The organism is Synechococcus sp. CS-205 (genome assembly GCF_025128255.1).
Classification (GTDB): domain Bacteria; phylum Cyanobacteriota; class Cyanobacteriia; order PCC-6307; family Cyanobiaceae; genus Regnicoccus_A.
On sequence record NZ_JAHLZB010000049.1, the window covers coordinates 87977 to 111939 of the forward strand.

Annotated in this window: 26 protein-coding genes; 10 read left to right on the top strand and 16 right to left on the bottom strand. The window is 67.5% G+C overall.

Features of this window, described 5'->3' with window-relative positions:
• The first annotated feature begins 279 nt into the window (after positions 1-279).
• A complete protein-coding gene (locus KQ297_RS12025; protein ID WP_259739619.1) occupies positions 280-1971 on the top strand; it encodes a SulP family inorganic anion transporter in 1692 nt (563 codons plus the stop codon).
• A gap of 22 nt (positions 1972-1993) precedes the next feature.
• Here the strand turns inward: KQ297_RS12025 and KQ297_RS12030 are convergent, their stop codons facing one another.
• The 3 genes from KQ297_RS12030 to KQ297_RS12040 all read right to left on the bottom strand — a co-directional run bounded on the left by KQ297_RS12030 (position 1994) and on the right by KQ297_RS12040 (position 3441).
• Entirely contained in the window at positions 1994-2419 is a 426-nt protein-coding gene (locus KQ297_RS12030) for a hypothetical protein (protein WP_259739620.1), read from the bottom strand.
• 245 nt (positions 2420-2664) lie between these two features.
• Positions 2665-2802 carry a hypothetical protein gene (locus KQ297_RS12035; RefSeq protein ID WP_259739621.1) on the bottom strand — a complete coding sequence of 46 codons (138 nt, stop codon included), beginning with the start codon at positions 2800-2802 and terminating at the stop codon, positions 2665-2667.
• Between the two features lie 117 nt (positions 2803-2919).
• Entirely contained in the window at positions 2920-3441 is a 522-nt protein-coding gene (locus tag KQ297_RS12040) for a hypothetical protein (RefSeq protein ID WP_259739622.1), read from the bottom strand.
• Positions 3442-3772: 331 nt separating this feature from the next.
• Here KQ297_RS12040 and KQ297_RS12045 point away from each other — a divergent pair, with 331 nt between their 5' ends.
• Positions 3773-4654 (top strand): PfkB family carbohydrate kinase, encoded by an 882-nt coding sequence (locus tag KQ297_RS12045; RefSeq protein WP_259739623.1) that lies wholly within the window; start codon positions 3773-3775, stop codon positions 4652-4654.
• Between the two features lie 22 nt (positions 4655-4676).
• On the opposite strand, the gene KQ297_RS12050 is transcribed toward KQ297_RS12045, so the two are convergent.
• Positions 4677-5258, bottom strand: coding sequence for a L,D-transpeptidase (locus KQ297_RS12050; RefSeq protein WP_259739624.1), 582 nt, complete (start codon positions 5256-5258; stop codon positions 4677-4679).
• A 143-nt stretch (positions 5259-5401) separates the two neighbouring features.
• On the opposite strand from KQ297_RS12050, the gene KQ297_RS12055 reads away from it, so the two are divergent.
• The 4 genes from KQ297_RS12055 to KQ297_RS12070 all read left to right on the top strand — a co-directional run bounded on the left by KQ297_RS12055 (position 5402) and on the right by KQ297_RS12070 (position 8620).
• Complete coding sequence (locus KQ297_RS12055) at positions 5402-5950, top strand: hypothetical protein (RefSeq protein WP_259739625.1); 549 nt, start codon at positions 5402-5404, stop codon at positions 5948-5950.
• Positions 5951-6304: 354 nt separating this feature from the next.
• On the top strand, positions 6305-6484 hold the full coding sequence (locus tag KQ297_RS12060; protein WP_259739626.1) for a hypothetical protein: 180 nt from the start codon (positions 6305-6307) through the stop codon (positions 6482-6484).
• Between the two features lie 11 nt (positions 6485-6495).
• Positions 6496-6888, top strand: coding sequence for an MAPEG family protein (locus KQ297_RS12065; protein ID WP_185465491.1), 393 nt, complete (start codon positions 6496-6498; stop codon positions 6886-6888).
• Between the two features lie 61 nt (positions 6889-6949).
• A complete protein-coding gene (locus KQ297_RS12070) occupies positions 6950-8620 on the top strand; it encodes an NAD-dependent malic enzyme (RefSeq protein ID WP_259739627.1) in 1671 nt (556 codons plus the stop codon).
• A 30-nt stretch (positions 8621-8650) separates the two neighbouring features.
• On the opposite strand, the gene KQ297_RS12075 is transcribed toward KQ297_RS12070, so the two are convergent.
• Positions 8651-8932, bottom strand: coding sequence for a 2Fe-2S iron-sulfur cluster-binding protein (locus KQ297_RS12075; protein WP_185465493.1), 282 nt, complete (start codon positions 8930-8932; stop codon positions 8651-8653).
• Positions 8933-9153: 221 nt separating this feature from the next.
• On the opposite strand from KQ297_RS12075, the gene KQ297_RS12080 reads away from it, so the two are divergent.
• The 3 genes from KQ297_RS12080 to KQ297_RS12090 are packed head-to-tail and all read left to right on the top strand — an operon-like array spanning position 9154 to position 12013.
• Positions 9154-10305 (top strand): NAD(P) transhydrogenase subunit alpha, encoded by a 1152-nt coding sequence (locus KQ297_RS12080; RefSeq protein ID WP_259739628.1) that lies wholly within the window; start codon positions 9154-9156, stop codon positions 10303-10305.
• Positions 10302-10598 (top strand): NAD(P) transhydrogenase subunit alpha, encoded by a 297-nt coding sequence (locus KQ297_RS12085; RefSeq protein ID WP_185465495.1) that lies wholly within the window; start codon positions 10302-10304, stop codon positions 10596-10598. Before KQ297_RS12080 ends, KQ297_RS12085 begins: the two co-directional genes overlap by 4 nt.
• Positions 10598-12013, top strand: a complete 1416-nt coding sequence (locus KQ297_RS12090; RefSeq protein ID WP_259739629.1) for an NAD(P)(+) transhydrogenase (Re/Si-specific) subunit beta — start codon at positions 10598-10600, stop codon at positions 12011-12013. The genes KQ297_RS12085 and KQ297_RS12090 overlap by 1 nt, the downstream gene beginning before the upstream one ends.
• A 16-nt stretch (positions 12014-12029) precedes the next feature.
• Here KQ297_RS12090 and KQ297_RS12095 read toward each other — a convergent pair whose 3' ends face one another.
• Entirely contained in the window at positions 12030-12539 is a 510-nt protein-coding gene (locus KQ297_RS12095) for a hypothetical protein (protein WP_259739630.1), read from the bottom strand.
• 160 nt (positions 12540-12699) lie between these two features.
• Between KQ297_RS12095 and KQ297_RS12100 the strand changes: the two genes are divergently transcribed.
• Positions 12700-13983, top strand: coding sequence for a DEAD/DEAH box helicase (locus tag KQ297_RS12100; RefSeq protein ID WP_259739631.1), 1284 nt, complete (start codon positions 12700-12702; stop codon positions 13981-13983).
• Between the two features lie 32 nt (positions 13984-14015).
• Here KQ297_RS12100 and fmt read toward each other — a convergent pair whose 3' ends face one another.
• The 10 genes from fmt to KQ297_RS12150 form a co-directional block, all read right to left on the bottom strand.
• Entirely contained in the window at positions 14016-15056 is a 1041-nt protein-coding gene (gene fmt / locus KQ297_RS12105; RefSeq protein WP_259739632.1) for a methionyl-tRNA formyltransferase, read from the bottom strand.
• 24 nt (positions 15057-15080) lie between these two features.
• The gene (locus KQ297_RS12110) at positions 15081-16454 is read right to left on the bottom strand and encodes a TldD/PmbA family protein (RefSeq protein ID WP_259739633.1); all 1374 of its coding nucleotides are present in this window, start codon (positions 16452-16454) and stop codon (positions 15081-15083) included.
• Positions 16455-16456: 2 nt separating this feature from the next.
• The gene (locus tag KQ297_RS12115; RefSeq protein WP_399251789.1) at positions 16457-17866 is read right to left on the bottom strand and encodes a TldD/PmbA family protein; all 1410 of its coding nucleotides are present in this window, start codon (positions 17864-17866) and stop codon (positions 16457-16459) included.
• Positions 17867-17942: 76 nt separating this feature from the next.
• Positions 17943-19034, bottom strand: coding sequence for a magnesium-protoporphyrin IX monomethyl ester (oxidative) cyclase (gene acsF, locus KQ297_RS12120; RefSeq protein ID WP_259739635.1), 1092 nt, complete (start codon positions 19032-19034; stop codon positions 17943-17945).
• 106 nt (positions 19035-19140) lie between these two features.
• Positions 19141-19563: a DUF2996 domain-containing protein gene (locus KQ297_RS12125; RefSeq protein ID WP_259739636.1), complete on the bottom strand. Its 423-nt coding sequence runs from the start codon at positions 19561-19563 to the stop codon at positions 19141-19143.
• Positions 19564-19665: 102 nt separating this feature from the next.
• Entirely contained in the window at positions 19666-20172 is a 507-nt protein-coding gene (locus tag KQ297_RS12130) for a hypothetical protein (RefSeq protein WP_259739637.1), read from the bottom strand.
• 41 nt (positions 20173-20213) lie between these two features.
• The gene (locus KQ297_RS12135) at positions 20214-20837 is read right to left on the bottom strand and encodes a flavin prenyltransferase UbiX (RefSeq protein WP_259739638.1); all 624 of its coding nucleotides are present in this window, start codon (positions 20835-20837) and stop codon (positions 20214-20216) included.
• Positions 20838-20840: 3 nt separating this feature from the next.
• On the bottom strand, positions 20841-23144 hold the full coding sequence (locus KQ297_RS12140; protein ID WP_259739639.1) for a ribonuclease R family protein: 2304 nt from the start codon (positions 23142-23144) through the stop codon (positions 20841-20843).
• A gap of 97 nt (positions 23145-23241) precedes the next feature.
• Positions 23242-23526, bottom strand: coding sequence for a TMEM165/GDT1 family protein (locus tag KQ297_RS12145; RefSeq protein ID WP_185465506.1), 285 nt, complete (start codon positions 23524-23526; stop codon positions 23242-23244).
• A gap of 18 nt (positions 23527-23544) precedes the next feature.
• On the bottom strand, positions 23545-23859 hold the full coding sequence (locus KQ297_RS12150) for a TMEM165/GDT1 family protein (RefSeq protein WP_259739676.1): 315 nt from the start codon (positions 23857-23859) through the stop codon (positions 23545-23547).
• Positions 23860-23963 lie beyond the last annotated feature (104 nt).

Genomic DNA, 23963 nt, shown 5'->3' on the forward strand with positions numbered 1-23963 from the left:
TTGCCCTGACTGGCTTGTTTGGTTCATGGAAATTCAGGGCTGTGCTGATGGGCGGCATTGGCCATGGCTTAAGGTGAACCAAGTCAATGTCACCTCCTCATGGCCAGGTGGGTGATTCATGGCTATCTTGAGTGCTGAAACTCTTCTCTACTCAAGACTGGTCTTCTCTGCTCAGGCCGGATAGTTATTGCGACTCCAGTTCGCTTTCCTTAGCGGATTGCAGGGTTCCCTTCCAGCCGCTTCACCTTCTTCCCTTTTTCAATCTTCGTCTGTTGATTTATGGTTGCTCCCGCCTCAGTTGCACGACCCGGCAGAAGCGGGCGCATTTTCAACTACATCGGTCGCAACAACATCCGGGGGGATTTCTTTGGTGGCCTCACCGCGGCCGTGATTGCCCTGCCGATGGCCCTGGCTTTTGGGGTGGCCTCCGGAGCAGGAGCCGCGGCAGGGCTCTGGTCGGCCGCCATCATCGGCCTGGTCACGGCCCTCTTCGGCGGCACGCCCTCGCTGATCTCGGAGCCCACAGGCCCGATGACGGTGGTGTTCACCGCTGTGCTGGCCACCCTCACCACCAGGGCTGATTCCCCCGCCCAGGCCCTGGCCATCGCCTTCACCGTGGTGATGCTCTCCGGGGTGTTTCAGATTCTCTACGGGGTGCTCCGTCTGGGCCGCTACATCACCCAGATGCCCTACACGGTGATTTCGGGTTTCATGAGCGGCATCGGCACGATCCTGATCGTGTTGCAGATCGGCCCGCTGCTTGGCCAGGCACCTCCTCCGGGTGGCGTGCTTGGAACACTTCAGGCCGTGCCGCAACTGCTTCAGGGCATCCAGCCGATGGAAACGGCGCTGGCCCTGATCACCCTGGCCCTGCTCTGGTTCACTCCGGAGCGTGTCAAACGCCTGATCCCGGTGCCGCTGCTGGCGCTGATCGTTGGCACGATCCTTTCCCTGGTGGCGTTCCAGGGGGTTGAGCTGCGCCGCATCGGTGAGATCCCCAGCGGTCTGCCGCAGCTCACGCTGCCAGCTCTGGGACCCGATGTGCTGCAACTGGTGGTGATCAATGCCGCCTTGCTGGGCATGCTCGGCTCGATCGACTGTCTGCTCACCTGCCTCGTATCCGACAGCCTCACCCGCACCGAGCATCAATCCGACAAGGAACTGGTGGGTCAGGGCCTTGCCAACATCGTGGCCGGTCTCTGTGGTGCCCTGCCCGGATCAGGAGCCACCACCGCCACGGTGGTGAACATCCAGGCCGGGGGCCGTACGGGCCTCTCGGGCCTGTTCAGAGCGTTGATCCTCGCCCTCTTGATCCTCGCTGGATCGGGCCTCGCCTCACAGATTCCTCTGGCTGTGCTGGCGGCGATCGTGTTCAAGGTGGGTCTTGATATCGTCGACTGGGGCTTCCTGGTGCGCGTGCCCCAGCTCTCCAGAAAAGGGGCCCTGATCACCTATGTGGTGATTGCCCTGACGGTGTTGGTGGACCTGATGGTGGCCGTGGGTGTCGGCATTTTCATCGCCAACATCATCACCATCGACAAGATGAGCCTGATGCAGAGCAAGGCCGTCAAGGCTGTCAGCACTGCTGACGATGCTCTTGAACTCAGCGATCAAGACAAGCGGCTTCTCGATCAGGCCGGGGGACGCGTGCTCCTGTTTCAGCTCAATGGCGCGATGATCTTCGGCGTGGCCAAAACCATCAACCGTGAACACAATGCCATCAGCGATTGTGATGCGGTCATCTTCGATCTCTCGGGTGTTTACCATCTCGGGCTGACTGCCGCCCTGGCGATCGAGAATGCCGTTGAGGAGGCGATTGATGTCGGTCGCAATGTTTATGTGGTCGGAGCGGGCGGCACCACCCGCAAACGGCTGGATCAGCTCAAGCTGTTCCAGCTGCTTCCGGAGGATCACACCGAACTCACTCTCCATGAAGCCCTCACCCATGCCGTGGAGGCCCAGCGCAGCTGAGCCGAGCCTCCAATGGCAAGGCTCAGGCGGAGCCGAAGGCAACCTGGCAGGCGGCATTGAGCAGCTCTGCTTCAGAGGCGCTGGTCGGTTCCCGGCCATCCAGCAGGCCACGGTTGCAGTCGGCGGAGAGCTGGTAGGTGCTCCCATCAGCGGTGACAGCGAAGCTGACACCCTGGGAGCCCGAGGGCTGAACGGAGCCGTACAGCAACTGGTAGTCGGTGTTGGGCACCACGATGTGGGTGGTGTTGCTGCTCACCGCGTTATCGACGGCACTGTTGATGATGGCTGCCGTGGCCAGGGAGGCCACACCCCAGGTTGCGGCTCTTGCTCCCCACCATCCCCAGCTGGGAGACGACCATCCGCCGTACCAGCCGTGATTCCACGGCCGCGCCACGCCCCAGCCCGGGCGAGCCCAGCCGGCATTCACGTTGACATTGTTGATGTTCACACGCCGATTCGCGTTCCAGTTCGCGTTTCGGTTGACGTTCCGGTTCAAATCCCGGTTCCGGTTGACATTCCGATTCGCATCCCGGTTGACGTTTCGGTTCACGTCGCGGTTGGTGGTCCGGTTGCTGCCGCGATTGCCATCACTTCTGATGCCGCTGGCCCCTGAAGGCCGTTGGATCGACGGCCGTGCCGAGGGCGAGGACACCCTGTTGCTCCAGCCACCACTCGGACGGGTGTTCCCCCTGTTCAGACCCGAGCCGGAGCTGCTGAAGCCGCTGCGGGCTCGGGAGCCCCCACCGCTTCCGCCGCGGCTGCGCTGGCCACCCCCGCCGCGACTGCCACCCCCGCCTCGGCCACCCCCGCCGCGACCGCCCCCTCGTGCAATCAGCTCAGCTTTGCTGACTCCGTGACCTGGCTCACCAGGCTTCTCCATCGCAAGGGTTGCGCCAGCGGGCAGGGCCAGAACACACGAGAGCAGCAGGCCCAATCCAGCAGTTTCTTTCATTGGCTCACCACCTTGCAGCCGTCGTCGTAGCAGCTGGCATCGACCCGGCCGTCTTCGCCGAAGTGGACCATCACGTGGTCACGGTCTTTCATCAGGACGGGACGGGCCTGGCGGACGCTGTTGAGATAGTTGGGGTTGATGACACACAGATCGGTGCCGTCGTAACAGATGGTGTTCGTCGAGAAGCGGACCTCGGCCCGCTGAACAGGCGACCACGACTTCGTGTCCTGAGCCCAGCGATCCATACGCACGGGTTCATCTCTGACTCGGACGGTCAAGATCTCTGTGCCGATCTTGTGGCGGTAGAGGGTGGACCCTCCCTCATTGACGGCCTCGACGATACAGGCTTTGGAGTCACCACCCTTGACACTGCACTGGGTGGTGAGGCGGTAAAGAACCTCGCTTTTCCCTTCTCCGGCGCTCAGGAGACCGGTGGAGAACAATGCCGCCACGACAATGCCGCCGCGCAACAGAAACTGACGTAGGGACATGGGCAGGGTTTGCAGTCGTGGAGACATGGGGTTGAGGGTCGCAGCCTGCAGCCATCAACCTGAATTCAACGTACCAAGAGGGTCGAGCCCAGGCAGAAATCGTTTCACCTCTTCGTTCAGCTCCTGATGCCATGGGGCCATCCCTGCTCGGCACGTGGTTCAGCACATCCTTCAGCCCCCAGGGAGCGGTGGGCTGAAGAAACCAAGCGAATTCAGCCACAACCCCAGCAGGAGCAGCGGCAGAAACACTGCACCGGCGATCTGAAGCTTGACGGTGGTGGCAGACCGGTTCTTCGGGCCCATGGCCGTGGGGGAGCTGGTAGAGGAGTTGCCATCCTGAAACACCCTCTGAGCCTGGATGTCCGTCGCGTTCCCGTCCCGGTCGTGGAGCCTGCCGCCCTTGCCGCCCCTTCGACTGGCGGTGGTGGGCCACGTGGAGTGGGTCAGCTTCGTGACGGTGGAACACCTGCCGCTGGCGGGCCAGATCCAGCATGCTCTCGAGACCCTGGAGCAACCCGCCGGTGGCGGCGCCGTGGTGGCCGCTCAGTTCAGCAGGCTCACGGACCATCCAGTGGCCTTCTTCACCGCCCTGGGCCGCGATGCCCTCGGAGAGATGGCCGCCGCTGAGCTCCGTGCCATGGGGCTGGAGCTGCACGTGGCCTGGCGCGAGGGCCCCACCCGTCGGGCGATCACCTTCGTGGAGGCCAGCGGGGAGCGCACCATCACCGTGATCGGCGAGCGTCTTGCTCCTGCCGCCAGCGATCCCCTGCCCTGGTCGGAGCTGGCCGCCTGCGATGGGGTGTTCGTGACCGCTGCCGATGTGGCCGCCCTGCGGCTGGCCCGCCATGGGCGGGTGCTGGCGGCCACCCCCCGCGTGCGACTGCCTGTGCTGCAGGCCGCCGGTGTCCAGCTCGACGCCCTGATCGGCAGTGCTCGTGATCGCGCGGAGCGCTACCAGCCCGGGGACCTCAGCCCCGCTCCTCGCCTCTATGTGGCCACCGAGGCCGAGCAGGGCGGCTTCACGGTTCCCGGAGGCCGTTTTGCCGCCCTTGAGCGCAGGGATCCCCCGGTGGATGCCTATGGCGCCGGCGACAGCTTCGCGGCGGGTTTCACGGCGGCACTGGCTGCCGGCTGGGAGCGGCCAGCCGCCCTGGAGCTGGCCTGCCGCTGCGGCTCGGCCGCCCTTGATGGGCGCGGAGCCTATGCCTCCCAGTGGCGCGCCCGCCGCGGTCAGGCCTGAACCGGACCCTTGGAGGCGGCCGTCACTGGATCACCACAAGGTTCCGGGTGCCGCTGTCCTCCAGCAGTGCCGCCAGCCTCAGCAGATCGTCGCCGCGGATCAGGCCGATGCAGCCATCGGTGCCGCTTTCGGGGCCCAGCCCCGCGCTTGGATCGTGATGGATTCCCAGGCCAAGGCGCGCCGTGGGGAACTGCGGCTCCAGCCCGATCCAGAGCACCCGCCCGAGTTCCACGGGATCGTCGGGTTCGATGGCGCTGATGTCGGTGAGCCGGTAACGCCCAGGCGGCAGGGGCGCCTGGCTGCCCAGCTGGTGTCGATCCGCTCCCTGACGGGAGGCCCTGCCCACCAGGGCCTCGAAGCTGCGGCTCCTCTGCCCTGGAACGTCCAGTTGCAGCTGCCAGACCGGATCACCTGTGGCGGGTAGGAGGCGTGGACCGCGCTTGAGGGTGAAGACGGCGTCCTGCCGGGGTGAAGGATGCCCAACGCCGCCCGGGGCCAGGCGGGCGGAGGCTCCCGCCCCGGCCATGAGCGTGAATGCCCAGGCCATGGCGCAGGCCATGGGATGGACCGCCCAGCGGGCGGCCTTGCGTCCGGTTTGACCCATCGCCTCGGTGCAGGGCACTGGTCATACCGGTCTTGCCGGCGCAGGCAATGGGCCATGGCCCGGAGCTGTCCCCACCTTCCAGGTGGCTCGGCCAGGATCCCGCCAAGGGGTGGGCCCCGGCCAAGCCCCCATGGAGGCCTGGTATGGACCCGACACTGACCCGCAGCCCCGATGCGGCGGAGCTGCTCGAGATGGAGAGGATCAGCCGCCGCCAGGGAAGTGGCCTGAAGGTTGACCAGCTGATCGGAACCTGGCGTCTGCAGCACACTTGGCCGCGGGGGAGTGAGCGGCCCGCTGGCCTGGCCAGTGGTCTCCTGCGTGGACTGGGCGCACGGCTGGTGATCGAAGCCCCTGGGCCCGGACAGGAGCTGGCCGAGCTGGCCATCCACAACAGCGTTCAGCTGGGAGGCCTCGTGCTGACCTTCTCGGGGCAGGCGCGTCTGGAGGGCAAACGGCCGCTGTTGCTCTTCCGCTTCGAGCGCCTCTGCCTGGCGCTGGGCCCCTGGCGGCCCCTCGACCGTCTGCTGCCCCAGCCGCTCCCGTTCACGCAGCAGCGGGCCGGGGTGCTGCCGTTCTTTGCGCTGATCGGTGGCGGAAGGGCCAGGGGTTGGTTGGCGGCCAGGGGTCGTGGCGGTGGCCTGGCGCTCTGGACCCTCGATGGCGCTGATGACACGGGCCTCGAGGGCGCCTAACTTGCTACCAGAGCCCGGTCGCCCCGACCCTGAAACCTTTTCTGCAGGTTCTGTTTCTCACCTGGGTGGTGTTGCGTTGCCTCGACTGGTACGGCCGCTGGCGTGCCGCGCTGGCCAGGGACCGGCTCTCCAGCGAGTTCGCCCGGGAACTGCGGCGACGGGGCCTGATCCGTTCCCTGCGCTGAGGCCACGCCCGGTGCGGCGATCACCCTCGTTGATCGCTCCCGCTTGATTCGCTTTTGTTGCTGTTGATGTGGGGCACGTCAACATCGGCAAAGCTCTGTCACAACTGCCTGCTTCCAAAGGCAGGACCCGCCAGTTGCGGCCACGCTGGAGGCAGCTCATGGAGCCTTCATGCATACCCACGATCTAGAAAACCACGACAATCTCTATGCCGAGGAAATGCCGATCCAGGGCAGTGAACCTGCGATGGAAGCCCGCAGCCATGTCTCCTGGGCCGTCATCGCCATGGTGGTGATGGTGGCAGTCCTGGCTGGAGTGGCCGCCGTGGGTCATGGTGGGTCGCTGGGCTGAGTTTGAGCTCCATGACCATTGCCCCCCTGCCCGGGCTCATCACCCTGCTGGCCGTGATCACCTTTCAGGCCACTGCCATGCAGGTGGGCCGCGCGCGCCTGCGCGATGGGGTGAAGCCACCGTTGATGACCGGACCGCCGGCCTTTGAGCGGGCCGTTCGGGTGCAGCAGAACACCCTGGAGCAGCTGGCGGTGTTCCTGCCGGCTTTCTGGTTGGCGGTGCTGGTCTCCAATCCCACCGTGGCCTCGGTGCTCGGGGGCCTCTGGGTGCTGGGTCGGGTGCTCTATGCCGTGGGGTATCTGCGGGCTCCGGAGCAGCGGGCCCCGGGATTCGCCATCAGCTTCATCGCCTCGGCGCTGCTGCTGGTGATGGCCCTGGTGGGCTGCCTGATGCGCCTGCTCTGAGCTGCTGGCCTACGCTCCGCTGCCAGGTTGCTGAATCCCCCTGGCTCCCCCGATCACCCCCGTGAGCACCCGCCTGCGGGGCCGCGACCTCCTCGCCGATCCCTCCCTCAACAAGGGAACGGCCTTCAGCCGCCGCGAACGCTTGGCGTTCGGGCTCGATGGGCTGCTGCCCCATGCGGTGGAGTGCCTGGAGCTGCAGGTGGAGCGCCATTGGCAGGCCTTTCTCGGTCTTGGCAGCGACCTGGAGCGGTTCCGCTTCGCCGTGGCCCTGCGCCAGACGAACCTCACCCTCTTCCATCGCTTCCTGGAGGATCACATCGAGGCGGTAATGCCGATCGTGTACACCCCCACCGTGGGTGCGGCGATCCAGCGCTTCAGCCTCGATTACCGCTCCCCCTCTGAGGGTGTGTTCCTGGCGGCACCGGATCTGGAGAGGATCGACACGGTGCTGCGCCAGGCGGCGCCCGAGCAGGTGGATCTGATCCTGATCACCGACTCCCAGGGGATCCTTGGTATCGGTGATCAGGGCATCGGCGGCATCGAGATCTGCCTGGGCAAGCTGGCCGTCTACACCCTCTGCTCCGGCCTGGATCCCTCCCGGGTGCTGCCCCTGGTGCTGGATGTGGGCACGGATCGCCCCGGGCTGCTGGAGAACCCCCTCTATCCCGGCTGGCGTCACCCTCGCCTCGATGGCTCCGACTACGACCGTTTCCTGAGCAGCACCGTGGAGGCTCTGCAGCGGTTGTTTCCAGGGGCTCTGCTGCACTGGGAGGACTTCGGCACCAGTCATGCCCACCAGCTCCTGACGGAGTACCGCGAACGGGTGCCCAGCTTCAACGACGACATCCAGGGCACCCGCGGGGTGGCCTGCGCGGTGGTGCAGGCGGCCTCCCGAGGCGCCGGCCTGCGGCTGGAGGACCACCGCATCGTGGTGTTCGGGGCGGGAACTGCTGGCTGCGGCATCGCCGAAGGCCTGGTACGCCTGCTCACCAGGGCCGGCCTGAGTGAGGCTGAGGCGCGCCGACGCCTCTGGGCCATCGATCGCGAGGGGCTGGTGCTGGCGGATCAGCCCGGCCTCACCCCCATGACCCTGGCCCTGGCCAGGGATCCATCGGAGCGGGAGTCGTACGGGCGCGATCAATCCGGCCGGATCGGCCTCCTGGAGGTGGTGCAGGGGGTGAAACCCACCGTGCTGATCGGCACCTCCACCGTGAGCGGAGCCTTCACCCGCACGGTGGTGAAAACGATGGCAGAGGCGGTGGAGCGGCCAATCATTTTGCCGCTCTCCAATCCCACCCGCCTGGCTGAGGCCGCCCCCGCCGATCTCTACGACTGGACGGCAGGTCGGGCCCTGGTGGCCAGCGGCAGCCCCTTCGAGCCGGTGGACTGGCAGGGGAGCCATCGCCGGATCGGGCAGTGCAACAACTGTTTCCTGTTTCCCGGTCTGGGTTTCGCCAGCGTGGCGGTGGGGGCCGTGCAGGTGAGCGAAGCGATGATCGATGCCGGGCTCGACGCCCTGGCTGATCGGATTCCTGCTTCCCAGGATTCCAGCGCACCGCTGATGCCCGAGCTGACGGAGGTGCGGGCGGTGTCGCGAGCCGTTGCCGAAGCCGTGGCGCTGGCGGCCGTGCGGGAGGGCCTCGCCAGCCGGGCCGCCACGGCCGAAGAAGCGATGGAGCGGCTCGATCAGGCCACCTGGTCGGCGGCCTACAGGGATCTGGAGGCGATCTGAACCGCTGGTCGTCTGCCTCCAGGGCCGGCTTCAGAGGTCGTCTTCGACGTTGGGCTTGATCGTGCAGTCGGAGAGTGGATAGCTGACGCAGAGCAGCGCGAAGCCTTCGGCGATCTGCTCGTCATCAAGGAAGCTCTGGTCCGACTGGTCGACGCTGCCGGAGAGGATCTTGCCCGCACAGGTGCTGCAGGCCCCTGCGCGGCAGGAGTAGGGCAGATCGATCGACTGCTCCTCGGCGGCATCGAGGATGTACTGGTCGTCGGGGCAACTGAACGACTTGCCGTCTTCGAGGGTGATCGTGAAGGAGGCCATGGATGGGGATCAGCGCAGAACTGCCCTCTCTTGCTAAACAGCGCGGAGCAGCTTTGGGGTAGCCCTCGTGACAGAGGCACGCCATCACCGTGGCCGACCGGGGCAGGCACGCCTCTGTGTGGTGGCTTGAACACAACGTTCAGGGGCGACTTGCGTCCCTCCACCACGCGGACCCTCAATGGAGGAGGTCAGCACCGCTGGAGTTGTCTGTGGTCAGGGTCTTGGTTCCCATCGAAAGCCGGGTGGGGGAACGGCGCGTCGCCGCCACACCTGAAACGGTGCGCCGGCTGGTCGCCAAGAAATCCGAGGTGTTCATCGAGGCCGGCGCAGGGCTGGAAGCCGGATTCAGCGATGACGCCTTCACCGAGGCGGGGGCCTCGATCGTGGCCAAGGGCTGCCCCGACACCTGGAGCGGCGCCGAGCTGGTGCTCTGCGTGCAGCCACCTCTGCAGGAATCCGACGGGGGATCGGGGGGACTCGAGCGTCTCCCCTCCGGCTGCCTGCTGGTGGGCCTGCTTGATCCCTACCTGAACCGTGCCCTGATCGAGCGGCTCAGCAGCAGGGGGCTCTCAACTCTGGCCATGGAGCTGCTGCCGCGCATCAGCCGCGCCCAGTCGATGGATGTGCTCTCCTCCCAGGCCAACATCGCCGGCTACAAGGCGGTGCTGCTGGCAGCGAGCGAACTCGATCGCTTCTTCCCGATGCTGATGACCGCCGCCGGCACGGTGCAGCCCGCCAAGGTCCTGGTGCTGGGCGCAGGCGTGGCCGGTCTGCAGGCGGTGGCCACGGCGCGCCGCCTTGGAGCGGTGGTGAAGGTGAGTGACGTGCGGCCCGCCGCCAAGGAACAGGTGGAGTCGCTGGGGGCCCGCTTCATCGATCCCCCCAGCCGTGAGGCCCCGGGTGAAGCAGGGGGCTATGCCCGCGAGGCAGGAGCCGCCTTCCTCGAGGCCCAGCGTCAGCAGCTCACCACCCATCTGGCCGAAGCCGACGCGGTGATCACCACCGCCCAGGTGCCGGGCCGGCCCGCGCCGCTGCTGATCACCGAAGAAATGCTCTCGGCCCTCCGCCCCGGCTCGGTGGTGGTGGACCTGGCGGTGTCCACCGGTGGCAACTGTGCCGGCAGCCAGCCCGACCGCACCGTGGAGATCGGAGGGGTGCGCATCATCGGCTCCTCCAACCTGCCGGCCTCGGTGCCACACCATGCCAGCGCCCTCTACGCCCGCAACCTGACTTCCTTCCTCGAGCCCCTGTTCGCGGAGGAAGGCCTGCAACTCAACCCCGAGGATCCATTGCTCGACCCCTGTCTGATCTCCCACGCGGGCGCCTGTCGCCGCCCCGATCTCTGGCCCAGCCTCGAGGAGGTGACGGCATGAGCGGTCATCTCGGTGGTACCGCCGCCCTCTGGGTTCTGGTGCTCGGAAGCCTGCTGGGGCTTGAACTGATCGGCAAGGTGCCCCCCACGCTGCACACGCCGTTGATGTCCGGGGCCAATGCCATCAGCGGCATCACCCTGCTGGCCGCGCTTGCCCTGATCGGACAGGCTCCCACCCCTGCCCTGAAGCTGATCGGGGCCGTGGCCCTGGGCTTTGCCCTGTTCAACGTGGTGGGGGGGTTCCTCGTGACTGACCGGATGCTGGCGATGTTCCGCCGCAGGGAGGCGAACTGATGGTTGAACTGACGATCGAACTCGGCTCCGTTCTGCTTCTGGCCTTCGGGCTCAAGGGACTGGCCAAGATCCGCACGGCCCGCAGCGCCAATGGCCTGGCTGCTCTGGCCCTCGGCCTGGCGGTGGTGGGCCTGCTGCTGCAACAGGGTCTGGACGGCTGGCCCTGGATGCTTCTGGGGCTGGGCATCGGCGGCGGCCTCGGTGCCGTGCTCGCCCTTCGGGTGGCGATGACGTCGATGCCCGAGACCGTGGCGCTCTTCAACGGCTGCGGCGGCATGTCGTCGTTGCTCGTGGCGATCGGTGCCGTGCAGCTGCCCACCCCCCTGAACCTTGTGGGGCAGGTCTCGGTGCTGGTCTCGGTGCTGGTGGGTGCCATCACCTTCAGTGGCTCTCTGGTGGCGATGGGCAAGCTGCAGGAGTGGCTGGGCACCCCCGGCTGGACCCTGCGCCCCCAGCGCCATGCGGTGAACATCCTCCTGGCGCTGGCCTGTCTGGCCTGCTGCGCGCTGGTGCTCAAGGGGGTTCCCGTGGCTCTGGCCCCCCTCACGGTGCTGGCCCTGCTGCTGGGGGTGGGTCTGACCCTGCCCGTGGGCGGTGCCGACATGCCGGTGGTGATCTCCCTGCTCAACTCCTATTCCGGGGTGGCGGCTGCCGCTGCCGGTTTCGTGGTGGGCAGCGAGCTGCTGATCGTGGCGGGCGCCATGGTGGGCGCGGCCGGCCTGATCCTCACCCAGGTGATGTGCACGGCCATGAACCGCTCGCTCACCTCCGTGCTGTTCGGTGGCGCCCTTGGTGCCGGATCGAGCCAGACCGGTGATGGCGATGGTGGCCGCGAGGAGTACACGAATGTGACCTCCTGCAGCCCCGAGGAATGTGCCCTCACCCTGGAGGCGGCCGAGCGGGTGATCTTCGTTCCTGGCTACGGCCTGGCCGTGGCCCAGGCTCAGCACAGCCTCAAGGAGCTCGCCCGTCTGCTCGAGCAGCACGGCATCGAGGTGCGCTACGCCATTCACCCGGTGGCCGGACGCATGCCGGGCCACATGAACGTGCTGCTGGCGGAAGCCGATGTGCCTTACGACCAGCTGGTCGAGATGGATGCGATCAACCCCGACTTCCCGCGCACCGATGTGGTGATCGTGCTGGGGGCCAACGACGTGGTCAATCCCCGCGCCAAGAACGACCCGGCCAGCCCCCTCTACGGGATGCCTGTGCTGGAGGTGGATCAGGCCCGCACGGTGTTCGTGGTCAAACGCAGCCTGGGATCGGGCTATGCCGGCATCCGCAACGACCTCTTTGAGCTGCCCCAGACCTCAATGGTGTTCGGCGACGCCAAGCAGGTGCTGCAGAGCCTGTTGCAGGAGCTGCGCTCCCTTGGCGTGGGCAAGGTGGCTGCGGGTGCTGGCGCCTCCCGCTGAGCAACTGTTCCCGCCCTCAGGGAAGGCTGGCCAGCGGCGCCGGCCAATCCCCTGGCAAGGCCCCCTGGGTTCGTCGGTTGCGGCGGCTCCGGGGGGCTTTCTCTGTTCCGTGCGGGGCCAGCTGAGCAGCCAGCTCCCTGAGGGCCATGGCCGCATCGATCAGCAGCAGCACGGCCCACAGGAACAGCATCAGCAAGGTTCTGCCGATGGGTTCGGGCTGGCCGTGGGGTGAGTGCTGCCGGTGTGGCTCGGCGGCGATGGCTTCGCTGATCTGCACTGGTCTGGCCGCCTCCGGGACGGCCTCCACCGAGGCGGGAAGGGACTGCTCCCCGTTCACCGGTTGGGGTTGCTGGTGCGGTTGGGCCACGCTCTCCTGCTCCAGCAGGGCCTGGGTGGTCTTCCAGGGGGTGGGGGGATGCAGGCGCCAGTAGGCCGCTCCCGGGGTGCCCCGACGACCACGGCTGGAGAGGGTGGGAATCATCGCCACATCAAGACATGGATCCGAGGGCCTGGCCACTGTTCCCATCGCCATAGCCCTGTTCTCCTAGGTTAGGTGCCCCGTGAGGATTGCTCCGATTTCCCGTCTGACCCACCCAGCTCCGGGAGAGGAGCAGATCAGCCCAGGCGTTTCAGGGGCCGATCCAGCCACTTCCGGAAGCCCGGTTCAGGATTTCGCCTCCTTCGGGTTGTCTGAGCCACTGCTCAAAGCGATTGCACTGAAGGGCTACACCTGCCCCTCACCGATCCAGGTGCAGTCGATTCCGGCGGTGCTCGGCGGCCGTGATGTGATGGCCGCCGCCCAGACCGGCACCGGCAAGACCGCCGGCTTCACCCTGCCGATGCTGGAGCGGCTGCGGCATGGCCCCCATGCCCGCAACAACCAGGTGCGTGCTCTGGTGCTCACCCCCACCCGGGAGCTGGCTGCCCAGGTGGCGGAAAGTGTCCAGGCCTATGGCCGCTTCCTCGACCTGCGCGGCGACGTGGTCTTCGGCGGCGTCAAGATCAATCCCCAGATGCAGCGGCTGCGTCGCGGCGCCGACGTGCTGGTGGCCACCCCCGGCCGTCTGATGGATCTCTACCAGCAGAACGCGATCCGTTTCGACCGGCTCGAGATCCTGGTGCTGGATGAAGCCGACCGCATGCTCGACATGGGTTTCATCCGCGACATCCAGAAGATCCTGGCCCTGCTCCCTCCCAGGCGTCAGAACCTGCTGTTCTCGGCCACCTTCAATCCCTCGATCCGCAAGCTGGCCCACGGGCTGCTGCATCAGCCCCTGCAGCTGCAGGCCACACCCGAGAACCGTGCGGCCCCCCTGGTCGAGCAGGTGATGCACCCCTGCGACATGGCCCGGAAAGGAGACCTGCTCTCCCACCTGATCCGCAGCAACAACTGGCAGCAGGTGCTGGTCTTCTCCCGCACCAAACACGGCGCGAACCGGCTGGCCGACCGCCTGAGCCAGGAGGGTGTCACCTCCATGGCCATCCACGGCAACAAGAGCCAGGGGGCCCGCACCCGCGCCCTGGCGAGTTTCAAGAGCGGGGAGCTGAGGGTGCTGGTGGCCACCGACCTCGCCGCCCGCGGCCTCGACATCGAGCAACTGCCCCATGTGGTGAATCTGGATCTGCCCAACGTGGCCGAGGACTACGTGCACCGGATCGGCCGTACCGGCCGGGCCGGCCAGAGCGGCCATGCGCTCTCCCTGGTGGCCGCCGAGGAACACGAACTGTTGCGCGCAATCGAGAAGCTGATCGGCAATCCCCTTCCCCGAGCGGAGATCCCAGGCTTCGAGCCCACGATCCTCTCGGCGCCGCCGCTGGATCTCAGTGGCGGGCGGGGCAAGGGAGGCCGCCGTGGCGGTGGCCAGCGCGGTGGCCCTGGAGCTTCAGCGCCTCGGCGCAACGGGCCGCGTAGTGGCTCTCCCCGCAGCCAGCCGCTTTCGCGGGAGACCCGCCCCAGGGGTCGGGGCTGAACAGGGGGATTGGCCCCTCAGCCCAACCGACCTCAGCCCAACCGATCCCCCACCTGCGCTCCCAGTTGCTGGATCAGGGCCTCGCCCGTCGCAGCACGCTTGCCTTCCAGTTGCGCCTCGCGGATCAGGATGGGGCAGCCGCCGGTAGCCACCACCAGGCCCACGCCGCGGACCAGCTCCAGCACACATCCGGGTTCAGCGGCCTTGGCTTCGGCCACCTCGGCGCGACCCGGCTCACTCCAACGGACAGCCAGTTGGGCGCCTGCGGGGGTGAGCTGATCGCTCAGGCGCCACGCCAGGGGTTCTGTAACCAGCAGCTTGACGCGCCGTTGCTGCCATGGGGTCACGGCCCCTGGATACAGCCCCATCACCCGCCGGTGGATCGCCAGGGCCGGGGTGTTCCAGCTGATCCCGTAGTCGTCCTTCTGCAGCAGGCGGGCGTGGGTGAGGCCCTCCTGGGGCTGAGGGTGCAGTCCAAGCCGCTGCCAGCGGTGGGTTTCAGGGCCCGGCCCAGCCGCAGCAATCCGGGGCATCGCCTCCACCAGCAGCTCGGCGGTGAGCCGGCTCAGGCGCTCCCCCAGCTGGGCCGCGTTCTCCAGCAGCCCGATCGAGAGGCGCCGCTCCAGCAGCACCGGGCCCGTGTCGAGACCCTCTTCCATGGCCATGATCCCCACGCCGGTCTGGGCGTCGCCTTCGATCAGGCACCACTGGATCGGGGCGGCGCCACGCCAGCGGGGCAGCAGGGAGCCATGGCCGTTCCAGCAGCCCAGCGGCGGCTGGGCCAGCACCTCGTGCGGCAGCAGCTGCCCGAAGGCCACCACCACCGACGCCTCCGCCCCCAGCGCCGCCAGCTGCGCCTGCAGCTCGGGTTCACGCCGGATGCGGCTGGGGGTGAACACCGGCAGACCCAGCTCCAGCGCCCGGGCCTTCACGGCCGACGCCACCAACGCCGAGCCCCGTCCGCGGCGGCGATCGGGCTGACTGACCACCCCCACCAGCTCATGGCCCGCTGCCACCAGCGCCTCAAGGCTGGGCACCGCGTAGGCCGGGGTGCCCCAGAACAGGATCTTCATCGCCGGCTCCTCGCTCTGCTGGCCTCAGGCGTCGCCGGTGATCGAGAGACCTTCCACCCACACCATCGGGCAGACGCCGTCGGGGGTGACCTTGGCCTCCCCTTCGAAGCCCAGCAGTCCCTTGAGTACGGCGCGGATGTCGCCGGCCACGGTGGCGGCTTCGATCGAGCGGGCTTCACCGCCCTGGATCAACCAGCCGTCGAAGGGGAGGGAGAACGATCCCTGGCTCGCCTTGACGCCGGCATGGAGCGCCGAGAGCGAATCGATCCAGACAATGCCGTCCTGGCTGAAGCGATCGAGGCCCCGGGCACCGGTCTGCTCATCGGAGCTGCCGGCAGGGCCGATCTCGAACCAGTGGGGCCCCACCGACACCTTGGCCCCCAGACCGGCATGGCCGGTGGGTGCCGTACCGAAAGCGCGCGCCGTGGCTTCCGAGTGCAGGAAATGGCGCAGGAAACCTCCTTCCACCAGCGGCAGACGCCCCACGGGCGTGCCCTCGCCATCGAAGCTGGTGGCTCCGATGTTGCCCGGGTGCAGGCCGTTGTCGTGGATCGAAAGGAAGGGCACCGCCAGCTGAGTCCCCAGCGAGTCGCGCTGGCTGAGGCTGACCCCATCAAGGACGGCGCGGGCATTGAAGAGGCTGCTGAAAGCGCCGATCAGGTCGAGAAAGGCCTCGGGGCTGAACACGCAGGTGTAGCGGCCGGTGGCGATCGGGGCGTAGTCGAGGTGCTGGATCGTGCGCTCAGCGGCTTCCTCGATGCAACCGGCCACATCCAGCTGCCCGGCGCCATAGGCCAGACGCACGGCGCCGCTGCTGCGGGGCTTGCGGCCGTCTTCCTCGGCGCGGGCGTAGAGGTAGAGGCTGGCGGTGCTCAGCTGCTGCTCCCGGCAGGCCCCTTCGCTGTTGAGGTAGATCCGCTGGCTGCTGCGTTGGGCCAGACCGTTGTAAGGAACCGTGCTGATGGCCTGATGGCGGCCCAGCAGCTCAGCTTCGGCCTGCTTGAGGGTCTCGAGCAACTCGAGGATGCCCCGGGGTTCGCTCAGGGGTTGCTCCAGCGGGGCCAGGGGTGCCGTTGCCAGGGGCGAGAAGCCTGGGGTGTCATCGGGATTGCCGTAGGCGCTGGCGTCCCGGGCGCCGCCGAGGGCACGGGCCAGGCCGGTGGGGGAAAGATCGGAGGTGCTGGTGATGCCCACCAGCCCGTCGCCGTTCCAGGCCCGCACCGTGATCGAGCTGCGCTGGGCGCCCTTGAGCTGTTTGGCCTCTCCCCGGTCCACCTGCACCGAGGTGTCGGTGCTGCAGGCGGCGCCCAGGTCCCAGCGGCTCACCCCCAGCTCTGAGGCCAGGGTCTGCAGCTGCTCGGCCAGATCGCTGGCGTGGAGGCTGGTGGAGTTGGCCATGATCAGCGCCCCCCCACGGTGATGGTGTCCACCTTGATGTGGGGCTGCCCCACGGTCACGAAGATGCTGCCGCTCACTGAGCCGCAGAAGCCGGCTGCCAGCTCCAGATCGTTGGCGCACATCGAGATGCGCGGCATCACCTCCTTGGCCTCGCCGATCAGCGTGGCCCCCTTCACCGGTTTGGTGAGCTGACCGTCTTCGATCAGATAGCCCTCCTCCACCGCGAAGTTGAACTGGCCGGTGGGGCCCACACTGCCTCCCCCCATCGACTTGCAATACAGACCCCGGTCAACCGAGCCGATCAGCTGCTCGGGGCTGTGGGAGCCGGCGGCGATGAAGGTGTTGCGCATGCGGCTGGCGGCGGCGAAGTTGTGGCTCTGGCGCCGGCCGCTGCCTGTGCGGGCATGGCCGGTGCGCAGCTCTCCGGCGCGGTCGGAGAGAAAGCGCTGCAGGACACCGTTCTCGATCAGAACCGTGCGCTCGGGCTCCATGCCCTCGTCGTCCATCGAGAGGCTGCCGAAGGCCCCATCACTGAGTCCTTCATCCACGGCGGTGACGGCCTCGTGGGCAATCGTGTCGCCCACCTTGTCGGCGAAGGGGGTGGTGCCCCGCTCCACCTGGGTGGTTTCAAGCAGGTGGCCGCAGGCTTCGTGGAAGATCACCCCGCCGAAGCGGTTGGCCAGCACCACGGGATAGGTGCCGGCGTCCACGTAGTCGGCATAGAGCATGGATCGTGCGCTGGCGCAGAGATCCACCGCCGAGGCCTGGGCATCCCACTGGCGCAGATCATCCGGGCGACCCGAGCTGCCATAGCGTCTCCCCAGGCTGGCGCGGTGGTCCCCGTCGGCCGCCAGGGCATTGATCCCCACCGACTGGTGCAGCCTGATGTCACGGGCGAAAGTGCCGTCGCTGGCGGCCACCAGCACCTCCTGCCAGTCGCGGGCGTAGCTGCTGCGGCGCGCCTGGAAATGCTCTCCATGGTGATCCAGCAGTGTCGTGGCCTCCAGCAGCCGCGCTGTGGACTCCTCCAGGCCGGGGCAATGCTGCAGCCAATTCTCCTTGCTGGCCCCGTGGTCGCGCAGGGAGGCCAGGCCGTGGAAGCCGTGGGCGCTGAGGTTGCTGCGCGTGAGCCCCAGCATGCCCAGGGCCTGATCGAGGGCCTGCAGCAGGCCGGCCTCGCTCAGGTCGTTGGTGGAGACGAAGCCGTCGCGGTCCCCCAGGAACACCCTCAGGCCAGCCCCACGGCCGAAGGCTGGACTGACATTGGTGATGCGCTCCTGCTCCGCCAGCAGACCGATGTGGTCGGTGCTTTCGAGGAACACCTCCACCAGGCTGGCTCCGGCGGCAGCGCCGGCGGCCAGCACGGTCTCGAGCCGGTCACGCCAGCGATTGTCAAGGCTGTCGCCCGTCAGGGAAGCCGTGAGTGAGGGATTGGGAGTGGCGAGCAAGACGGTTCAGAGAGGACCGTCAGGCTAACCAGGCTGACCCTCAGCGCACGGCAGGCTGGAACTCCTCGCTGCGGATCGGCGCCATCAGGAACAGCTTGGCCATCTCCAGACCATTGGCCATCCAGTAGGGGAGCTTGCGCAGGGCCCTGATCGGGGCCGGGGCTTCACTGGCCTCGGCCTCGCTGAGGGCGGCGTTGTTGGTGACGATCCGCTCCAGGCGTGTGTAGAACTTGGGATGCTCCACATTGAGCACCACGGGGAAGACGCGGGCCGACGTTTCGTTGGTCTTGGCGATCACCATCTTGTCGTACTCGCGGGCATCGAGACCGAGCGCCTCGTAGAACTCCTTGCGGGCCACATCGCGCACGTACATGGTGGCGAAGACCGCCAGAAGGAAGAAGCGGCACCACAGCCGGGCCTGCAGGCCACGGACGGTGTCGGGCTGGGCCTTCATCAGGGCGTCGAAGAAATCGCCGTGGCGGTTCTCGTCCTGGCACCAGTTCTCAAAGAAGTTGAAGATCGGGAAGATCTTGCTTTCGGGGTGCTTCTGCAGGTGGCGGTAGATGGCGATGTAACGCCAGTAGCCGATCTTCTCGGAGAGGTAGGTGGCGTAGAAGATGAACTTCGGCTTGAAGAAGGTGTAGGCCTTGTTGGCGGTGAGAAAGCCGAGATCCAGCTGCAGGCCGAAATCACCCATCGACTTGTTCAGGAAGCCGGCATGGCGCGCCTCATCCCGGGCCATGTGGGCAAAACACTCCGCCAGCAGTGGATTCTTCTCCTTGATCCGGCGGCTCAGCTCCTTGTAGAGCAGGAATCCGGAGAACTCCGAGGTGCAGCTCTGCTCAAGGAACTCCACGAACACCTTGCGGGTTTCGGGATCGAGCTTGTCGGCGGCGCCGTCGAACTCCTCGTTGCGCACGAAGTGGTGGCGGTTGTAGTCCTTGCGGAACTCCTCGCAGATCGCTTCGAGCTCCTGCTCGTTGGGCCGCAGATCCATGGCGGCCATCGCCTCGAAATCCGTGGTGTAGAAGCGGGGGGTGAGGATCGTGTCCTTCACCGGCTCCTTGAAGGCCTGGGCTTCAGGGGCGTTGGTGCCACGGGAGGCGGTGGGCGCAGCGACGGGGGGCACCATGCGAGCAGAACATCGGAGTGTTCTCTCCATCGTAGGAGGGCTTTCAGCGCTCACGGTCCGGATGTGAAGCAGCTGTGGAGTGGTCGTTGCGGTTTGGCCTGGCGGCTCAGTTGGGCCCCAGCCACTTCTGGCTGTTCAGCCGGGAGACCACCCGTGAGACCAGCAGGGGCAGGGTCGTCTTCTTCTCGTCGATCAGGAATGACTCCAGCAGGCTCGGCTCACTGCCCCCCTCAGCCAGAGAGATGGTTTTGGCGGAGCTGATGCTGGCCTCGGTGAAGCAGAGCCAGAACCGGCGTTCTCCCGGGAAGGTGCCCATGACCTGCCAGCAGGAGCTGCCCACCACCGGCATGGCTGCCTGCACGAAACTCAGCTGCGGAGTCGCACCGCCGAAGGCTGAGATCGCCTTGAGCAGGGCCGGCAGGAAGATCTCGGGAATGAACTCGGCAAAGGGCTTGTCCTCCAGAGCCGGCGGCTTGACCTTGGCTGCCGCCGGAGCAGGCTTCGGTGCGGGGCTGGCGGAGTCGCTCACGGGATGGAGCCTCGGCTCGAAACACTGGTCCGACTTTAGGCATCCCCGCACGGCACTCCATCGCCGCTTCTCCGAGGTGCTCGAGGTCCCTGGGGTGGGCCCTCACCAGTCGTCGCTGGCGGGCACCTCCCAGCCCTCGGCATCCGGGCTGGTGGAGGGCGTGGCCGCGGGGGTGGTGGGGCCGGCAGGACCGTCGCCGCTGCCCGTGCGCAGGATCCGGAACGGCACTGAGAGGGTGGGCGGCGGATCCTGGGGCCCCCGCTCGGGGCCGGCGCTATCCGTGGGCGGCTGGTGCCTCTGGCGCCTCGCCTCGGGCTCGGGCATCTCCTCCCAGGGTTCAGATTCGCGTCGATCGCGGGCTCCAAGGGGTTGCACTGATCGCCGCCGCAGGGGCTGATCACCCGATTGCTGCAGGGCCAGGGCCGTCAGACCAGCGCTGAGGGCTGCGCCACCGCTGGCCGCCAGGGCCATCCAGGCCCCGATCGGCAGGGCCGGCGATGTCCAGATCAGCAGCCGCAGGCGACTGGGGGGGGTGGGGTTGAAGGCCGCCACCAGAAGCACGGCCAGCAGTGGGGCCAGCAGAGGCAGAAGCAGGAGGCGTTGCAGCACAGAGGAGAGATCAGTCCGCGAAACAGACCGGCAGGCGGAGCTCAGAGGCTGGCCGCGGCGGCCACCGGACCATCCCAGCGCCGCAGGGCGCCGAGGTCGTAGCCCAGGCCATCGAACACCCGGATCACCAGAAAGTCGACCATCTCCTCCAGGCTGGTGGGGTGGTGATACCAGGCGGGGATCGGTGGTGAGATGCGAGCCCCCGCCTCGGCCAGGGCCGTCAGGTTGCGCAGGTGCACCAGGTTCCAGGGCATCTCCCTGGGAGCAATCACCAGGGGCCGTCCCTCCTTGAGGTGCACATCAGCCACCCGCTCCACCAGGTCGAGAGCCACGCCGCTGGCGATGCGCCCCACTGTTCCCATGCTCGCCGGCAGGATCACCATGCCGCGGGTGCGGAAGCTGCCACTGGCGATCGCCGCCGCCTGGTCGTTCCAACGGTGACAGCGCAACGAGCCGGTGACTGTGCCTGTGCGCTCCCGCCAGAACCGGGTCTGGAGATCGGGTTCGGCCGGAATGCGCACCCCCTGCTCCGCCAGCCAGACCCCGAGGGCGCCGCGGCTGACGATCAGTTCGACCGTTTCACCGGCCTCCAGCAGCAACTGAAGGGCTCGCTCGGCCAGGGGCATGGCGGAGGCACCCGACACCGCCAGAACCACCGGGTCCATCACTCAATCCCCCCGGTCGTCGGAGCCGGCGTCCGCCGTTGGGCTGGCCTCCGCAACTCCGTCCTCGATGCCCTCCTCCTCGCCTTCGGGCAGCAGCACGGCCAGATCGATCTGATGACGCAGAGCGTCGACGTTCTGGATCTGCACCTCCACCTGATCCCCAAGCATGTAGGTGCGGCGGTTCTTACGGCCCACCAGGCGGTTCTGGCGGGAGCGGTATTCGTACCAGTCGTCCTTCAGGGAACTCACGTGCACCAGACCCTCCACCTGGGAGGGGGGGATCTCCACGAAGAAGCCGTAGCTCTGCACGCCGCTGATCACCCCGGTGAGGGTCTGGCCCACAAGGGGTTCCGCCGCCCGGGCCTGGGCCATGGCCACCAGGTCGGCCTCCACGTCGGCCGCAAAGCGTGCCCGGCCGTTGAGCCGCTGCACCATCGCATCGCTGCGGCCCTGCTGCAGCTCGGCGAGCTGGGTGGGGGTGAGCAGCGGCCAGTCGATCGTGCCGTGGCAGCTGGCGCTGGCCAGGTCGACCCTGGTCTTGTGGCGCACACTGGGACGGTCCTTGCCTTCGGTGAGCAGCAGCACCAGCACCTGCTGGTTCCAGAGATCGGCGTAGTGCAGGGAGGGCAGGCACCAAGGGGCGTAAGCGGCCGGCTCGCAGGCCAACTGATGGGCCTCCGCCGTGGCGCTCAGCTGGATGGGAGGAATGACGTCGCTGAGCTGACGTTGCAGCACCCTGCTGCGGTCGGTGGCCGCGAAGATGGCCACCAGGTCGTGGGCGGCCGGGGCATTGCCGTCGTCGCTCAGCTCCACAGGGATGTCGAGCCCGAGGGCCGCCTTGGCCACCTCATTGATCTCGGAGCCCTCCGCCGCAGGGTTGACGGCAAACAGGGCCGGCAGCCCGAGGGCTGCCAAGTGAGAACCGAGGGCGCGGCCGGCCAGGATCACCAGCTCGCGCAGCACAGCGGTGGGTCGGTGGGCCGGCAGCTGCACCATCCAGCCATGGCGACGCTCCTCCGGGGCGGGGATGCAGAGGTCTCCCAGAGCCTCCAGGCTGGGGCGGGGCAGATCGAGCTCCAGGGATCCGGCCTCAAGCCGCCGCTGGCGCAGCAGCGCCGTGATCTCCACCAGCCGCTCCAGCTGGGGCAGCTGATCCTTGATCGGCTTCAGTGCCGCCGGGGTGGTGCGGGCCTTGGGCTTGCGGTCCGCCAGGGCCTGCAGGGCGCCGTCATCCACCACCGCGTCCACCTTGATGCTGGTGAGCGCAAAGCGGTAATCGCTCAGTTCACCCTGGTCGTTGCAACGCAGGCCCACCGAAACGGCGGACTGCACCTCACCGGGCTTGAAGGCGGCGACCTTGCCGAGGGCCGGGCTGAGCATGGGCAGCCAGCGGCGGCCGAGGCAGATGGATTCAGCCTGGTCCCGCAGCCAGAGATCGAGGCTGCCGCCGGGGGTGAGCCGCTCCGCCAGGGCAGGCACATGGACCCAGATCCTCAGGCCCTCCTCGCCTTCCTCCAGGGAGATGGCGGGCAGGATGGGGGCGTCCGCACCACTCCAGCTGTTGAGCACCAGGGTGGGCAGGGCCGTCAGGTCGGTTCGGCCTTTCTCGCCGGGAGCCTTCAGGCTCGAGCGAGGGGCCGCCGGGCGCTGGCGCAGTCCGTGCTTGGTGAGCAGCAGATCGAGATCGGCTTCCTCACCGCCATTGATCGGCAGCCGCCGCTCCACGTGGCCCAGGGGTGGGAACTGCGCCACGGGATAGCGGTCGAGCAGCACCTCCACCACCGACTGCTTCTCGGGATCCAGGTAGCTGGCGTCAGAGCCAGGCAGCTCCACCGACGTCAGCAGCCGGTCGTCGAGGGGGACGGCCAGGAGCCGGTCCTCCTGCTGTTCCACCTGGGCGAGCAGGTGAGTGGTGGCCCGCTCGAGAATGCACTGGACACCCCCTTCGGGAGAGCGGCGGCGCCCCCCTTCCCTGGTGATGCGCACCAGCACGCGGTCGCCGTTCCAGGCGTGGTTGAGCTGGTGATCCCGGATGTAGATGTCTTCACCACCATCCTCGCGCAGAGCAAAGCAGAAGCCCTTGCTGGAGCAGCGCAGACGGGCTTCGATCAGGGTGTCGTCCTGACGCCGCTGGATGCCGTCCTCGGTTTCCACCAGAACCCCCAGCCGGCTCAGACCCTCCAGGGCAATGCGCAACTGGGACTTGTCCGGCTTGAGGCTCAGGCCCAGCGCTTTCTCGAGCCTGGCCACCGGCAGGGCATCGGCGGCGGGGAGCTGGTCGAGCAGATGGGCGACCGTGAACTTCATCGAACAGACAACGCGGAGTTGGAGGTGAGGCGCGCGGCAGGAAGCCGGCAGGGGCATGCAGCGAAGCCCCGGGGCATCGATGTCTCCGACAACAACTTTACGGAGCGTCGGTTCCGGAGCGCAGGATCAGCCGCAGACCGATCACCAGGAAGCCCAGCGAGGCTGCCAGCTGCAGGGCATCAGGGGGGATCAGGCTGGAGAGCGAGCCCCCCGCCAGGGCTCCCAGCAGGCTGGCGAGCACCAGGGCCCCCGCGCTGCCCAGGAACACCGCCAGGGTGTTGCTGGAGGTGCCGCTGATGGTCACGATCGTGAGCTGGGTCTTGTCGCCCAGTTCGGCCACGAACACCGTCAGGAAGGTGGAGGCCAGGAGGGGCAGCTGCATGGCTGGACCGGGGGGATCTCAGGGATTGGGCAAGGTCAGAGCAGGCTGGAGCAGGCCCAGGCTGGCCTGCCCCCCCAGCCAGAGGCCGAGGGACACCATCAGCACCCCAGAAATCCGCTCCAGGCGCTGGGCGGGCATCACCGCGGCCAACCAGCGGCCCAGCAACACCCCCACCAGGCTGGAGCAGATCAGGGCCAGGGCGGCTCCGGCGAACACCAGGCCGGGCCGCCCGGATTCGGCCGAGAGCAGCAGAGCCGCCAGCTGGGTCTTGTCGCCCAGTTCAGCCAGGAAGACCGTGGTGAAGGTGGTGAGGGCCACCGCCATGAAATCCATCGGTTCCGTGGTCACCGTTGCTTCGCCATCGGTTTCGAAGCCGCTCGCTTCACCGGCGGGCTCTGAGCCTGGCTCCGGGACCACGGGCTGGGGACTGGCACTGG

Excerpts from the sequence above, each read along its gene's own strand:
- KQ297_RS12140 (WP_259739639.1), bottom strand. The coding sequence starts at position 23,144 with ATGAAGTTCACGGTCGCCCATCTGCTCGACCAGCTCCCCGCCGCCGAT.
- KQ297_RS12050 (WP_259739624.1), bottom strand. The coding sequence starts at position 5,258 with ATGGGTCAAACCGGACGCAAGGCCGCCCGCTGGGCGGTCCATCCCATG.
- fmt (WP_259739632.1), bottom strand. The coding sequence starts at position 15,056 with ATGAAGATCCTGTTCTGGGGCACCCCGGCCTACGCGGTGCCCAGCCTT.
- KQ297_RS12090 (WP_259739629.1), top strand. The coding sequence starts at position 10,598 with ATGGTTGAACTGACGATCGAACTCGGCTCCGTTCTGCTTCTGGCCTTC.
- KQ297_RS12075 (WP_185465493.1), bottom strand. The coding sequence starts at position 8,932 with ATGGCCTCCTTCACGATCACCCTCGAAGACGGCAAGTCGTTCAGTTGC.
- acsF (WP_259739635.1), bottom strand. The coding sequence starts at position 19,034 with ATGGTGCCCCCCGTCGCTGCGCCCACCGCCTCCCGTGGCACCAACGCC.
- KQ297_RS12055 (WP_259739625.1), top strand. The coding sequence starts at position 5,402 with ATGGACCCGACACTGACCCGCAGCCCCGATGCGGCGGAGCTGCTCGAG.
- KQ297_RS12110 (WP_259739633.1), bottom strand. The coding sequence starts at position 16,454 with ATGGCCAACTCCACCAGCCTCCACGCCAGCGATCTGGCCGAGCAGCTG.
- KQ297_RS12045 (WP_259739623.1), top strand. The coding sequence starts at position 3,773 with ATGTCCGTCGCGTTCCCGTCCCGGTCGTGGAGCCTGCCGCCCTTGCCG.
- KQ297_RS12040 (WP_259739622.1), bottom strand. The coding sequence starts at position 3,441 with ATGTCTCCACGACTGCAAACCCTGCCCATGTCCCTACGTCAGTTTCTG.
- KQ297_RS12095 (WP_259739630.1), bottom strand. The coding sequence starts at position 12,539 with ATGGGAACAGTGGCCAGGCCCTCGGATCCATGTCTTGATGTGGCGATG.
- KQ297_RS12135 (WP_259739638.1), bottom strand. The coding sequence starts at position 20,837 with ATGGACCCGGTGGTTCTGGCGGTGTCGGGTGCCTCCGCCATGCCCCTG.
- KQ297_RS12150 (WP_259739676.1), bottom strand. The coding sequence starts at position 23,859 with ATGGATTTCATGGCGGTGGCCCTCACCACCTTCACCACGGTCTTCCTG.
- KQ297_RS12060 (WP_259739626.1), top strand. The coding sequence starts at position 6,305 with ATGCATACCCACGATCTAGAAAACCACGACAATCTCTATGCCGAGGAA.
- KQ297_RS12145 (WP_185465506.1), bottom strand. The coding sequence starts at position 23,526 with ATGCAGCTGCCCCTCCTGGCCTCCACCTTCCTGACGGTGTTCGTGGCC.
- KQ297_RS12025 (WP_259739619.1), top strand. The coding sequence starts at position 280 with ATGGTTGCTCCCGCCTCAGTTGCACGACCCGGCAGAAGCGGGCGCATT.
- KQ297_RS12085 (WP_185465495.1), top strand. The coding sequence starts at position 10,302 with ATGAGCGGTCATCTCGGTGGTACCGCCGCCCTCTGGGTTCTGGTGCTC.
- KQ297_RS12065 (WP_185465491.1), top strand. The coding sequence starts at position 6,496 with ATGACCATTGCCCCCCTGCCCGGGCTCATCACCCTGCTGGCCGTGATC.